The organism is Lacrimispora brassicae, assembly GCF_054772055.1.
In genome coordinates this window covers 1-13165 of sequence record NZ_BRYH01000046.1, presented here as the reverse complement: position 1 = coordinate 13165, position 13165 = coordinate 1, and the positions used below count along the sequence as shown (strand labels likewise).

The 13165-nt window shown below is 45.3% G+C and carries 16 protein-coding genes; 13 read left to right on the top strand and 3 right to left on the bottom strand.

Going from position 1 to position 13165, the window contains the following annotated elements; all coding sequences use genetic code 11:
- Window positions 1–3: 3 nt before the first annotated feature.
- The 10 genes from ACYVD3_RS20750 (at window position 4) to ACYVD3_RS20705 (ending at window position 8046) form a co-directional block, all read left to right on the top strand.
- On the top strand, window positions 4–447 hold the full coding sequence (locus tag ACYVD3_RS20750) for an MOSC domain-containing protein (RefSeq protein WP_460644404.1): 444 nt from the start codon (window positions 4–6) through the stop codon (window positions 445–447).
- Window positions 426–947, top strand: a complete 522-nt coding sequence (locus ACYVD3_RS20745; protein ID WP_460644403.1) for a MogA/MoaB family molybdenum cofactor biosynthesis protein — start codon at window positions 426–428, stop codon at window positions 945–947. The genes ACYVD3_RS20750 and ACYVD3_RS20745 overlap by 22 nt, the downstream gene beginning before the upstream one ends.
- Window positions 948–1057: 110 nt before the next feature.
- A complete protein-coding gene (gene yqeB, locus ACYVD3_RS20740; RefSeq protein WP_460644402.1) occupies window positions 1058–1873 on the top strand; it encodes a selenium-dependent molybdenum cofactor biosynthesis protein YqeB in 816 nt (271 codons plus the stop codon).
- Window positions 1874–1894: 21 nt separating this feature from the next.
- Window positions 1895–2470, top strand: coding sequence for a nucleotidyltransferase family protein (locus tag ACYVD3_RS20735; RefSeq protein ID WP_460644401.1), 576 nt, complete (start codon window positions 1895–1897; stop codon window positions 2468–2470).
- Window positions 2471–2561: 91 nt separating this feature from the next.
- The gene (locus ACYVD3_RS20730) at window positions 2562–3065 is read left to right on the top strand and encodes a flavin reductase family protein (RefSeq protein ID WP_460644400.1); all 504 of its coding nucleotides are present in this window, start codon (window positions 2562–2564) and stop codon (window positions 3063–3065) included.
- 195 nt (window positions 3066–3260) lie between these two features.
- The gene (locus ACYVD3_RS20725; RefSeq protein ID WP_460644399.1) at window positions 3261–5066 is read left to right on the top strand and encodes an HD domain-containing phosphohydrolase; all 1806 of its coding nucleotides are present in this window, start codon (window positions 3261–3263) and stop codon (window positions 5064–5066) included.
- 106 nt (window positions 5067–5172) lie between these two features.
- Complete coding sequence (locus ACYVD3_RS20720) at window positions 5173–6207, top strand: tocopherol cyclase family protein (protein WP_460644398.1); 1035 nt, start codon at window positions 5173–5175, stop codon at window positions 6205–6207.
- A gap of 148 nt (window positions 6208–6355) precedes the next feature.
- The gene (locus tag ACYVD3_RS20715) at window positions 6356–6856 is read left to right on the top strand and encodes a C-GCAxxG-C-C family protein (protein ID WP_460644397.1); all 501 of its coding nucleotides are present in this window, start codon (window positions 6356–6358) and stop codon (window positions 6854–6856) included.
- The gene (locus tag ACYVD3_RS20710; RefSeq protein WP_460644396.1) at window positions 6849–7754 is read left to right on the top strand and encodes a TDT family transporter; all 906 of its coding nucleotides are present in this window, start codon (window positions 6849–6851) and stop codon (window positions 7752–7754) included. Before ACYVD3_RS20715 ends, ACYVD3_RS20710 begins: the two co-directional genes overlap by 8 nt.
- A gap of 79 nt (window positions 7755–7833) precedes the next feature.
- A complete protein-coding gene (locus ACYVD3_RS20705) occupies window positions 7834–8046 on the top strand; it encodes a hypothetical protein (RefSeq protein WP_460644395.1) in 213 nt (70 codons plus the stop codon).
- A gap of 25 nt (window positions 8047–8071) precedes the next feature.
- Here ACYVD3_RS20705 and ACYVD3_RS20700 read toward each other — a convergent pair whose 3' ends face one another.
- Both ACYVD3_RS20700 and ACYVD3_RS20695 read right to left on the bottom strand, forming a co-directional pair.
- Window positions 8072–8329, bottom strand: a complete 258-nt coding sequence (locus ACYVD3_RS20700) for a TfoX/Sxy family protein (RefSeq protein ID WP_460644394.1) — start codon at window positions 8327–8329, stop codon at window positions 8072–8074.
- A gap of 79 nt (window positions 8330–8408) precedes the next feature.
- On the bottom strand, window positions 8409–9302 hold the full coding sequence (locus ACYVD3_RS20695) for an AraC family transcriptional regulator (protein WP_460644393.1): 894 nt from the start codon (window positions 9300–9302) through the stop codon (window positions 8409–8411).
- Window positions 9303–9417: 115 nt separating this feature from the next.
- Between ACYVD3_RS20695 and ACYVD3_RS20690 the strand changes: the two genes are divergently transcribed.
- Together ACYVD3_RS20690 and ACYVD3_RS20685 are read left to right on the top strand one after the other, a co-directional pair.
- Window positions 9418–10644: an MFS transporter gene (locus ACYVD3_RS20690; RefSeq protein ID WP_460644392.1), complete on the top strand. Its 1227-nt coding sequence runs from the start codon at window positions 9418–9420 to the stop codon at window positions 10642–10644.
- 57 nt (window positions 10645–10701) lie between these two features.
- The gene (locus ACYVD3_RS20685; protein WP_460644391.1) at window positions 10702–11160 is read left to right on the top strand and encodes a GyrI-like domain-containing protein; all 459 of its coding nucleotides are present in this window, start codon (window positions 10702–10704) and stop codon (window positions 11158–11160) included.
- Between the two features lie 48 nt (window positions 11161–11208).
- Here the strand turns inward: ACYVD3_RS20685 and ACYVD3_RS20680 are convergent, their stop codons facing one another.
- Window positions 11209–12219, bottom strand: a complete 1011-nt coding sequence (locus ACYVD3_RS20680) for a DUF6612 family protein (protein WP_460644390.1) — start codon at window positions 12217–12219, stop codon at window positions 11209–11211.
- Window positions 12220–12668: 449 nt separating this feature from the next.
- Between ACYVD3_RS20680 and ACYVD3_RS20675 the strand changes: the two genes are divergently transcribed.
- Window positions 12669–13103, top strand: coding sequence for a DUF5684 domain-containing protein (locus ACYVD3_RS20675; RefSeq protein WP_460644389.1), 435 nt, complete (start codon window positions 12669–12671; stop codon window positions 13101–13103).
- Window positions 13104–13165 lie beyond the last annotated feature (62 nt).

Sequence of the window (13165 nt, the reverse complement as noted above, 5' to 3'; positions counted from 1 at the left end):
TAGATGGGAAAGGTAATGGCTGTCTGTATCAGCGAAAGAAAAGGAACTCAGAAAGTAAGGGTGGATGAAGGACATTTTATTGAAGAACACGGAATCGAAGGGGATGCCCATGCAGGGAAATGGCATCGGCAGGTAAGCCTTTTATCCTTTGATACCATTGAGGATTTTAAGGCCAGAGGTGCAGAGATCGGAAACGGCGCCTTTGGGGAAAACATCATCGTCCAGGGCATTGATTTAATCCATCTTCCCATAGGCACAAGGTTAAGGTGCGGGGATATTCTTTTGGAGGTGACCCAGATAGGAAAGGAATGCCACACCCACTGCGAGATATACAAGAAAATGGGAGAATGCATTATGCCTGTCAACGGGATCTTTACAAGAGTCCTCCATGGGGGGATCATGAAGGAAGGGGATGAAATTACAGTATGTACCGAGCTGGAATCGTAACCCTAAGTGACAAGGGAGCCGCCGGAGAACGGGAAGATGTAAGCGGCGCAGTCATAAGGGAGATATTGGAGAAATCAGGCTTTGAGGTGGTCAGCTATAAGCTTCTGGCCGATGAAGGAGAGGCGCTTAAGGAAGAGCTTATGCGATTAAGCGACGAAGTGGAATGCGATCTGGTCCTGACCACAGGAGGGACTGGATTTTCTCCAAGAGATGTGACTCCGGAGGCCACTCTGGCCGTTGCGGACCGCAATGCGCCTGGGATTGCCGAAGCCATACGGGCTTATAGTATGACTGTGACCAAACGGGCCATGCTAAGCAGGGGAGCCAGCGTCATCCGGGGGGCGACTCTCATCATCAACCTGCCCGGAAGTCCAAAGGCGGTGAGAGAGAGCCTGGAATACATTCTGGATACTCTTTTTCACGGTCTGGAGATTTTGTCAGGAAGAGGCGGAGAATGCGCCAGAACGTCAGATACCCTTCCGTCTCATGGAAGAATGTAGTATGTCCCAGGGCATTTGACTCTTGCAGCACTTACCGGATACAGGTATGAAAACATTCCTGTACCTGGCTTATTGCCTGCATAAATAAATCGGAAGGTCAAGGAAGTACAATGAAAGTATTGATAAAAGGAGCCGGTGACCTGGCCACAGGCATCGGATGCCGTCTGCACCGCTGCGGTTTTGATCTGGTCATGACTGATATTGCGGTTCCCACTACGGTACGGCGGACAGTGGCTTTTTCAAGGGCAGTCTATGAAGGATATGCAAAGGTGGAAGATATCACCGGGGTTCTGTGCCGCAGTCTGGAGGAGATCCAGAAGGCCATAGCAAGAGACCAGGTTGCGGTGGTGGTAGACGAGGAATGCAGGATCCGGGAAACCTGGAAGCCGGATGTGGTGGTGGATGCCATAATTGCAAAGAAAAACCTGGGAACCAGGATAACCGATGGAGAAGTGGTGGTTGGGGTTGGCCCCGGCTTTACTGCAGGTCTTGACTGCCATGTGGTAGTAGAAACCAAAAGAGGCCATAACCTGGGCCGCTGCATCTGGGAGGGAAGTGCCTATCCCAATACAGGGGTTCCGGGCATGATCGGCGGCTATGACAAGGAACGGATCATCCGCGCCACGGCTGACGGAATATTTAAAGGCCAGGTGAGAATCGGGGACCTGGTGGAAAAAGACGACCTGGTTGGCTATTCTGGGGACTCTCCCATCTATGCCCTGGTGGTGGGCGTTGTCAGAGGGCTGCTTCAGGACGGAGTAGAAGTGACAACAGGAATGAAGTCAGGAGACATTGACCCCAGGGGGATCGTTGAAAACTGTTACACGATCTCTGATAAGGCGACTTCCATTGGCGGAGGCGTCCTGGAGGCGGTCTTAAGCCTGAAGAAGAAAAAAAGGCAGGAGGCTCCTGAAAGGGAAAAGTGATGGAAAGGGGAGGTTTATGGCATGAAACTGGCACTTATCCTTCTGGCAGCAGGTGACAGCCGGAGGTTTGACGGCAATAAGCTGCTTCATGAATTTAATGGAAAACCCATGTACCAATATATTATAGAGGAGGTTGAAAAGCTTCCTGACGATCTCTTTTACAGAAAGGTGGTCGTCACTCAGTACCAGGAGATTATGGATTGTATGAAGGATCGTGGTTATGAGGTGGTGGTAAACAGGGAGAGCAGCCTTGGTATCTCCCATTCCATTCATCTGGCATTACAAGCCCTTGAGAAAGAGGAAACGGATTATTGCTTTGCGGTCTGCGACCAGCCCTACTTAAAGGCGGCTACCATAAAAGGCCTGGTAAAGGGCTGGCAGGACAGCGGAAAGGGGATCGGTTGTCTGTGCAACATGGGGGCCTTGGGAAACCCAGCCATATTTTCCAGAAATTATTTAAAGGAGCTGCTTTCCCTGGAAGGAGATGTGGGAGGAAAACGGATCATTCGGAAGCATATTGTAGATTTATACCTTCATGAGGTGTCAGATGGCCTGGAACTGGTGGATATTGACGTACGAAAAAATCCCCAGTCCTGACCGAAAGCCCTTATTGATCAGGAGTGAAGTGGAATGCGAATGTCCGCTTTACTATATAATTAACAAATATCAAAATATTGGAGGTAGTGAGATGTTAAGACCAGTTGATTTAAAACAAGTTCCCATGGACGCAATCACAATGATAGGAAAGGAATGGATGCTGATTTCTGCCGGTACCCAGCAGAAGTATAATATGATGACAGCCAGTTGGGGCGGAATCGGGATCATGTGGAATAAAAATGTTACCAACATTGTGCTGCGCCCCCAGAGATATACCCTGGAATTTATAGACCAGAGCGAGTATTACGCCATCAGCTTTTTCGGCGATAATTGCAGGTCTGCTTTAAACTACTGCGGTTCTCACTCCGGACGGGACGTGGATAAAGAGAAAGCAACAGGGCTCACTCCTGTTTTTGATGAAGAGGCTCCTTATTTTTCCGAGGCAAGGCTGGTGCTTATCTGCCGTAAGCTTTATCAGCAGACAATTGATCCCAAGGGCTTTTTTGATAAGACCTTAGACCAGCAAAACTATCCGCAAAAGGATTACCATGAAAATATTATCGGAGAGATCGTTAAAGTATTAAAGGCCGATTAATGCAGGGCTGCTCCGGTAAATAATATACTGCAAAGAACTATGTAAAAGGAAGGGTGTTTGACTGCCCTTCTTTTTTTCTGCGCTTCAGGTGATTTTTGGAAGGAAAAGCCGGTAAAATATTCCTTATGGAATCAAAATAGTGTATAATACGGGAGGGAAGACAATGTAGTCGTCACCGTTTGAAGGGGGAGTTATATGATTAAAAGGCTGAGGGATAAAATGGATGATCTTAACTATGAAAAAGATCCTTTAAAACAGGAAGGCTTTAAAATCTGCGTTTTATATTTTCTTTTTGGTTTTGTCTGGATTTATTACTCCGACAAAGTTGTGAACCGGCTGGTTAACAATCCTTCTATAAGGATGATGATCCATACCTATAAGGGAATGATGTATGTTTTATTTACTGCCGCCATCCTATATTATCTGATATCCAACCTTTTAAGAAAAGTGGAGCTGGCAGAGAGCAGGCTGAGCAAGAGCTATGATGATTTGTCCGCTGCCAATGAAGAGCTTATGGAATATGTGGAACAGTTGACCTCGTCAGAAAGAGAACTGAGAATGCAGTATGAAACCATCATGGAGTATGACCAAAGGTTAAATCTGAGCGAAGAAAAATACAAGACAGTTATCAGCCAAATGCAGTTGGGCATGGCATTGTATGAGGGAATCTCTGATGATAATATTCTTAAGTACAGGCTGGTGGATGTCAATCAAAGTCATGAAGTTCTGACCGGATTAAAAAAAGAGGACATTTTAGGGAAATATTTATACGAGATACATAAAAACATTGAACCGGAAAATTTAGACAAGCTGATCAAGACCATGGAAACAGGAGAATCCACCCGCTACGAGCGGTTTCAGAAGAATACCAGTTATTACTACGAGATCATCGCATCCCGTCCCAAGGAAAACCAACTGGCCATTATCTTAAATGACATCACCAAAAGAAAACATGCGGAGGAGCGGTTACATTATTTAAGCTACCACGACCAGCTAACTGGATTGTATAACAGAAGGTTTTTTGAGGAAGAGCTGAGACGGCTGGATTCCCCTGGTCATTATCCCTTGGTGATCACCATGGCCGACATCAATGGTTTGAAGCTTATGAATGATTCCTTCGGTCATACGGTGGGAGATAAGTATATTCAAAAAGTGGCAGGGGTTTTAAGAAAATGCTGCAGGGAAAAGGATATCATATGCAGGCTGGGCGGTGATGAATTTATTATCGTTTCCCCTGATACCGATGTGAGGGAAATCAAGGAGGTCATCGGCAGGGCCAATGAGCGGACAAAGCATGAAGCCGTAAACAAGGTCACTCTTTCTGTTTCTTTCGGGTACGGCGTAAAATACAGGGAAGAAGAATCCATATTAGAAGTTCTTAAAAAGGCTGAGGACTATATGTATAAGAAAAAGCTGTTAGAAACCTCGGGGATGAGAGGGAAAACCATTTACACCATTATGGCGGCCCTTCATGAGAAAAACCCAAGGGAAGAGCAGCATTCCCATCGGGTGTCGGAGCTGTGTGAAAGGATGGGAACAGCCCTTGAACTCCAGGAAGATGAGGTAAAAGAGCTGAAGACCGTTGGCCTGCTTCATGATATCGGCAAGGTGGCCATTGAAGAAGGGATCCTGAATAAAAACGGAAGTCTGGTTGAAAAAGAGTGGGAAGAAATTAAAAAACACCCGGAAATCGGCTACCGTATTTTAAGCACGGTCAATGAACTGTCGGAGATGGCGGATTACGTTCTGGCCCACCATGAACGATGGGATGGGAATGGTTATCCCAAGGGGCTTAAGGGAAATGAAATACCGGTCCAGTCCAGGATCATTGCCATTGCAGATGCTTATGATGCCATGATCAGTGAGAGAAGCTACCGCAGGGCATTGTCCAGGGAATATGCCATCAGCGAACTGGTTAAGGGGGCCGGTACGCAGTTCTGCGGGGAGTACGTCCATGTATTCATTGATAAGGTGGTCTATGATGAGGAAATGAGCGTGTAGAATAAAAAAGATGAAAAACAGGCTTTTCTGATTATGTTTCCTGACATTTGGAAACCCTATGTTTAAAATCATTCAATGATTAAAACAGAAGGGAGATCTGGTTTTGTTGTCAGATTACAGAAAAAAAGTCATTGCGGAAATGAAAAGTCTTAGTAAAAATATAAAAACCAGAATAACCCCATTAAGAGATGAGATATGGAATGGTGTAAGACATCTTTGCACCGGTTGTTCTTCCTGTCAAAAGAGAATAAAGTATTTTGAGGGCTGGTATTTCAAGCATCAGAATGGGGATACGGTCCTGGCCTTTATTCCCGGTCATAGTATTGATGAAAAAGGAGTTAAACACCCGTTTTTACAAATCATATGGAATGAGAACTCTTATTCTCTTGATTTTGCAGAAGAGGACTATCTGGTTGACAGAAAGAGAAGAAGAATCATTCTTGGAAACAATCTCTTTTCCCCCAGAGGCCTTAAGCTGGATATCCAGTCAGAGGATATTACGATCCAGGGAATGATCCGTTATGGCCCTTTAAGTCCCATCGGCTACTCCATTATGGGTCCCTTTCAGTTAGTCCCCTTCATGGAATGCAGGCATGAAATAATCAGCATGGCCCACACCCTTAGGGGAAGCCTTAAGGTCAATGGGAGGATTTTGGATTTTAACGGGGAAAAGGGGTATATAGAGGGAGATAAGGGCAGATCCTTTCCCAGGGATTACCTGTGGCTTCAATGCAACCGCTTTCCGGAAGAAGCATCGGTCATGGTTTCCATTGCCCATATTCCCTTTATGGGACACAGCTTTCAGGGCTGTATCTGCGTTATCCAGTATCAAGGAGAGGAATACCGCTTTGCCACTTATCTGGGAGTAAAGGTGGTATGCAAAAGGGAAACCGCAGTCATATTAAAGCAGGGGCCCTATGTTTTCAAAATATTTTTGACAAACCGGAACAGAAAAAAAACGGCAAGGTTTTCCCACCGTCTTCTGGCGCCGGATCAGGGAAGAATGGTACGCTTTATCAAAGAGGAACATTTATTGCTGGCACGGTTTCTGCTGTATAAAGAAGAGGAGCTGATTTTTGATTTGACAAGTGACTACGTAAGCTTTGAGTATGCGCCGGAGCCGGAAAACGAACCATCCTGATAGAATTTTGGAAGAAATTTCTTTATTTGACTGCATGTGATAGATAATTCCTATAAGTAAGGCTTATTTATAGAATTTATGAATTGGACGTAAGCCTTAAATCTTAATAGAATATAATTATCAATAAATATGCAGGAGGATACAAGAGATGAATGTGAAACAGGCGGTTAGTGTAAAGAAGATCGGGGATGATGCGGAAGCTCTGTTTCGGGGAGGCTTTTTTTGCTCAGAGGCGGTTGTAAGTTCCATCCGGTCAAACTTTGAACTGGATATCCCAGAGGAAGTCATTGCTATGGCTTCCGGCTTTCCAGTGGGAATAGGAAGGTCCAAGTGCCTGTGCGGAGCAGTATCCGGCGGAGTAATGGCCCTTGGTATATTCTTTGGACGGACAAAGCAGGGAGATCCAAAGGTGGAAAAGAATCTGGAAGTGTCAAAGGAGCTTCACGACTGGTTTAAGGAGAACAACGGGAAGAATGCCTTATGCTGCCGGATCCTGACCAAAGAGTTTGATATGGGAAAAGGAGAGCACAAGGAACAGTGCATTTATTTCACAGGACTGGTAGCTAAAAAAGTAGCTGAAATCGTGGTGCGGGAATATGGTCTTACCAATACCGATGAACTTCAGCTTGGGGAGGGATGCAATGATTAAGAAAATTCCCATTCCCATGGCAGGACTAGCCCTTGGATTTGCAGCTCTGGGAAATCTTCTCCAAAGCTATTCAGAAGCCATCCGCCTGGTATGCGGGGCCATATCCGCCGTATTGGCGATTTTGTTTTTGTGCAAATGCATGTTTCATTTTGATATGGTAAAAGAAGATATGAAAAACCCGGTGATGGCAAGCATATCAGGGACCTTTTCCATGGCTGTGATTCTGCTGTCTGCCTATGCCAAGCCTTTTATTGGGGACAGTGCGGTCTATATCTGGTATTTGGGGATCGCCATTCACGTTCTTCTCATGGTGTATTTTACTGCCCGTTTCCTTTATAAGCTGAATATGAAAACCGTATTTGCCAGCTATTATATCGTATATGTGGGAATCGTGACGGCAAGCGTGACGGCGCCTGGGTTTGGGCGCGCCAGGCTGGGGCTTGGTATCTTCTGGTTCGGTCTGGTCTGGTGCCTGATCTTACTGGTTCTTGTGACGGCCCGGTATGTGAAATATAAAGAAATTGCGGAACCGGCAAGGCCTCTGTTTTGCATCTATACGGCTCCTGTCAGCCTTTGCCTGGCCGGATACCTTCAGTCCGCAGAAGTAAAATCAGTGACAATGGTTCTCCTGCTCATGATACTGGCCGGGGGATTGTATGTGACTGTGCTGGTTTATCTGCCAAGGTTCCTTGCCCTGCCCTTTTATCCAAGCTACGCGGCGTTTACATTTCCAGTGGTGATCAGCGCCATCGCCATGAAGATGTCAACGGCGTTCCTGGCAAAAATGGGTTATGCCGTAGGAGTGTTACCGGCTGTGGTTCTTGTTGAAACCGTGATCGCAGTATGTCTGGTGGTTTACGTATTCATCCGGTATATGAAATATTTATTCAGCAAATAAGCAATTCCGGCCTGACCTTGCTTATAAGAGGAGAGAAAGAGGGGAAGATAAGAATAGGACGTTTGTCAGGAGTAATGCGATGAATCTTATCTTTCTTTTAATGGCCTGGCTTCCAATCATGGTTGGAGCTTTGGGGATTGCTTTGATTTTTTACTATTTCTATCAATGGATGAAGGGCTTTCGGTTCATAAAATACCGGTTGGCAGGAGAGATCTGTCTTTTGGCCGTACTGGCGTATTTTTTGGTGTTCTTTATTTTTGGATTTATGGGCCTTGGCCTGGCTTCCGGTTAATAAGAGGAGCTGGCCGGGCCTTTTCTCATAATTTATGAAAATTGTAAAATTCCTTTAATTCCTCCTTCCTCTCCTGGGGCAGGAGGCTTTTCTTAATGCCCTGTATGGCTCCCTCCAGGGCATACAGCCGGTGGATGCAGGCAGAGGCGTCAATGGCCTGGATCCTCAGCCAGGCCTGCTCTGTACCTGTTTCCTTTAATTCTTCATAAGTAAAGATTCCTGTTTCATTTAGCTGGCGTTCCACTTCTTTTCCGATATTAGGAAGCTTTGATAATTCTTCCATCCTGGTCCTCCTTTTTACAACTGTTTTTCTAATTATAATTCATGTGGAAAGGGGAGTAAAGGCTCTCCCCTGGAAATGTTTATGAGATTTTTCCGCTGTTCCGGTGCTTTCTGGGGGTGGTATGAAATTCTCTTTTAAACAGACGGTCAAAATAGCCGGTGCTCTCAAATCCGGTATGCTCCGCAATGTCGGTTATGGAGCGGTCCGTTTGAATAAGAAGCTTCCATGCCTGCTGGAGCCGGTATTTATTTAAATATTCCATGGGCGATAAGGGAACGGAGCACTGAAAGCAGCGGAGAGCCTCCCGTTTGCTTACACCCACGGATTGGGCAATATCCTCCAGAGTGATTTTTTTCCGGTAGTTTTCTTCAATAAAACAGGTCATGCCTTTAAAGCGGGCCTGGGAGATCCTGCTGATCCCCGTATTCTCCATGGTGGGAAATTCCTGTCTGTGCTCAAACAGGCTTTTCCAGACCTGGCAGGCCAGGATATGGGCTTCCAGCTCCCAGGCAGGTCCGGGAGCTTCACACAGGCAATACAGTTTTGAAAGAATGGAAAGAACATCTCTCTGCCATGGGCTGTTTCTCTTCAGCACAAAATGGGAAATGCCTGAGGTGAGAAAGGGAAGCATATATTTTTCATGAATGGAGCTGTTTTCAGGAGCAATGAAATCAGATGCAAATAAAACGTTGGGGATGACTGCTGTCCCTGCTGAGAGAAAACGGTGAATGATACCGGAATTGATGAAAATCCCATCCCCTGCTTCCAGTATGTGATTGATGTTTCCCACGGAGCACTGGAGGAGCCCTTCTGTCACTGATACCAGCTCAAATTCCTTGTGCCAGTGCCAGTCAATGCACCGGTTGTCGAATTTCCCTACGTCCTCGTAATAATACTGAAACGGAAAGGTGGAGGAGCCGTGGGGGACAAGTTCCATCATAGATTCGTCGGTGAGTATTTTTGTGCTTTGCATAGAGCCATCTCCTTTGGTTGATTGGCTAGATTGTATCATAAACTGGCGGTAATTTACAAGATTTTGAAAAAATTATGCGGTATAATACAAAAAAATAAACAGCAGGTGACTAACAATGAATAAAGATTATACCAAAACCATCCATGCCTGTTTTATGAGTTATATCGTACAGGCCATCATTAACAATTTTGTCCCCCTTTTGTTTCTTATGTTTCAGTCTGAGTACGGCATTTCCTTATCCAGGATCACTATGCTTGTGACTCTTAATTTTGGAATCCAGCTATTGGTGGACTTGTTGTCCGCAGGTCTTATCGACCGGGTGGGATACCGCGCTTCCATGATAGCGGCACATGTATTGTCAGCAATGGGGCTGATTTCCCTGACCGTTCTGCCGGGATTGTTTTCCCAGGCATGGATGGGGCTCTTTGTCTCGGTGGCCATTTATGCGGCCGGAGGCGGACTTTTGGAGGTTCTCGTCAGTCCCATTGTAGAAGCCTGTCCCACGGACAACAAAGAAAAGGCCATGAGCATGCTTCATTCCTTTTATTGCTGGGGCCATGTGGGCGTTGTCCTTGTATCCACCATATTCTTCACCCTTGCCGGATTAAAAAACTGGAGACTTCTGGCGCTTTTCTGGGCCCTGATTCCCGCGGTCAATATGGTGCTGTTTTTTAAAGTGCCCATCGCCCCTCTTGTGAAAGGGGATGAAGGGCTCTCCCTGAGGGCTCTCGTTGGAAAACGGATATTCTGGGGATTTATGCTTCTCATGGTGTGTGCAGGAGCCAGTGAACAGGCGGTAAGCCAATGGGCTTCTGCATTTGCGGAAAAGGGGTTGGGCGTGAGCAAGGCTGTGGGAGATCTTGCCGGTCCCATGCTTTTTGCCACCATGATGGGAATCTCAAGGGCAGCTTATGGAAAATACGGAGAAAAGGTGAATCTAAAAAAACTGATGATCGCAAGCGGAATCCTTTGCATAGGTTCTTATTTTCTGATCTCTCTCTCGCCTTTCCCTGCTCTGGGCTTTATAGGCTGCGGTCTGTGCGGCCTGTCGGTGGGGATTATGTGGCCGGGATCCTTTAGCATGGCCTCCGCTTCCTTACGGGGAGGAGGAACCGCAATGTTTGCATTTCTGGCCCTGGCAGGCGATTTAGGCTGCTCCGGAGGGCCTTCCCTTGTGGGCGTTGTTTCAGGATACTTTGGGGATAATTTAAAAATGGGAATAATGGGGGCCGTCCTGTTTCCTGTTATTCTGGTATTCAGCCTGATCCATTTTTATAAGTCAGACAGAAAAACAGAGGTTTTACAGAAAAATAATGGAGAACAGATGAATTGTGACATATAGGTGTCATGTTTCCTATGGTACAATCGGCTTACCAAAGAAAGAAAAGAGGTAAGAAGTATGGACTTTGAGAGGGTTTTATTAAAGGAAAAAAAGGTAGTGGGACTGATTGCCCGTACAAACAATGGATCACCGGATATGGGAAATGTGATCGGCGGCCTGTGGGAAGGCTTCTACGGAAGGGGAATTTATCCGTCGATCAAGAATAAGAGCAATGACAAGGCCCTGGGAATCTATACGGATTATGCTGGGAATGAAATGGACGATTACAGCGTAATTGTAGCCTGTGAAGTGGAATCTGCCCATGAGATCCCGGAGGGAACAGTGGTAAGGACTATTCCGGCGGGAACCTATGGGAAGTTTGTAGTAAAAGGAAACACGGTACAAGCGGTAGCGGAATTCTGGCAGGAACTTTGGAAGCAGGATTTGCCAAGAGCCTTTGTATGCGATTTTGAAGAATATCAGAATGGAGACATGGAGGATGCAGTCATCCACATTTATATCGGTTTAAAGGACTGAGAAAAAAAGAAGGAGGGAACCGTTTACAGGTATCCCTCCAATTGTTTATTAATAGATGACTTCTTCATATCCTTCTGTGGAAGGAAATTCAATGGAAACTGCTTTTCCCGGATCCTTATAGTTCAGATCCATGTTCATAACAATGCCCATGGTTTCTCCGTCTTCTGTCAGAGTCATGTAAATGGAGATGGCCTCTCTGGAAAAATAGCCTTCCGGGCTGATGACTGCCTTTCCTTGAATCCCATTGACCTTAAAACCGGAATCAGATAAGTCCGGCCATATCTCATCGTAGAAATTGTAGAGATAGTTTTCCATGCCTTCTGTTTTGCTTGAGTACATGAGAATTTTATTCCCGGCTTCCCCGTCTGTAATCTGTACGTTATCAAAGAATGCCCCAAACTGCCCGGTCAGACCACCCAGGGTGAGGTTTTTGGTCATGTCTTCGTATCCGATCCTCATTTTATATTTTTCATATTCTCCCATATCCGAATAATAGCAGCCATTGGTGTAGAAGGAGGTTTCTGATTTACGTATCCCCAGCATATCCATATTGATCAGGGAAAGAAACTCCATGGATGGAGTGTTTAAGTCATGGTATTTAAGCTGCATATTCATGGATATTGGAATCTCCAGTCCGTCATAGGTAAAGTTCATCAGGATATCCGCGGAGATATCCAGGCCAGCCAGCCCGGAACTTTTCTGATCTGCTTCCTGGTAAAGCTCCAGCCCCTTCTGGTTTATGTTCTTTGCGGCATAAGGAGTAGCGGCTTTCTGCCGGATAATACCCTCATCGGTCCATGCGCCGGATTCATTGATCCTGCTGCCGTCAGGGGCAGTGGTTCCGGTGAGAAGGTAACCGTTTTCATCAAAATAGTAGCATTCTGCCATTCCATCCCCATTGGAGTCGATCCATTTCCATGCGGAGGCTGGATATGATTTATCTTCCTCCTGCCACCACCAGCCATAACTGTCCTGCTTCCAGGCTCCCGCATGGGCGGTTGCAGCCATGGATAGGGACAGAAGGGCTGTGACTGCAAATAAACTTATAATTTTTTTCATTCTGCTTTCATTCCTCCTGGTTTGTTTTTTCGCCCTGATGAGGGAGAAAGGCCTGGGCAAAGCTTCCCATTCCTGCAATTATTCATCCACTATACCATATTTTGGTAATTACAGCAACAAAATGAGGGGTCATGTACCCGATGAGGATTTTGATGTACCCAATGATTGTTGATGAACTTTTTTCCTCAATGGTAGAATATGAGATAAATGACAAAAGAAGGAGAAAGAAAGAATGTATGAATTGACAAGTAATTTATTTAATATATTGTTTTTTGTGGTGGCAGGGATTGCCATAGCTATAGCCATCATAAAAAAGAAAAAGAAATAGCAGTGGTCAATTTCGTTGAAAACCAACAGACCTGCTGTGAATTCCGTATGAGATTCCTAAACGATAAGAATCCCAGGAAAATAATTTGTTTGTAATAACTGAAAAAATGGAGGAATTAAGTGTGAATAGTGATTTGTATGCTTTTTTAGCTGTATTTGGTATTTTTCTTTTGGTATTTGCTTTAGCCGTTTGTATTTTATTTATAGTCACCAATTGGAAGATTTTTTCCAAAGCCGGTAAGCCAGGCTGGGCGGCATTGATACCATTTTATAATACTTATATAATATCTCATATTGCATTTGGGAATTTGAGTTATTTTATTGCGGTTATGGTTTCAGGGGGAATTTCTTTTATCGGCGGATTTTCAGAAAACAGTATCTTAAGCAGTATTGCAGGACTGGCTTCAATTGTTCTGTACATTGTATACTGTGCTAAGCTTTCTAAAGCTTTTGGAAAAGGCGGCGGTTTTGCGGTTGGTTTAGTACTGATGCCATTGATATTTTTCCCAATACTGGCATTTGGCGGTGCTGAGTACATAGGACCTCAAAAGAATTAAAGCACTTTGAAGTGCCTCTTTTCTTTATTCGAAAAAACCTGACAGAGAGGCGGTTAATCGCC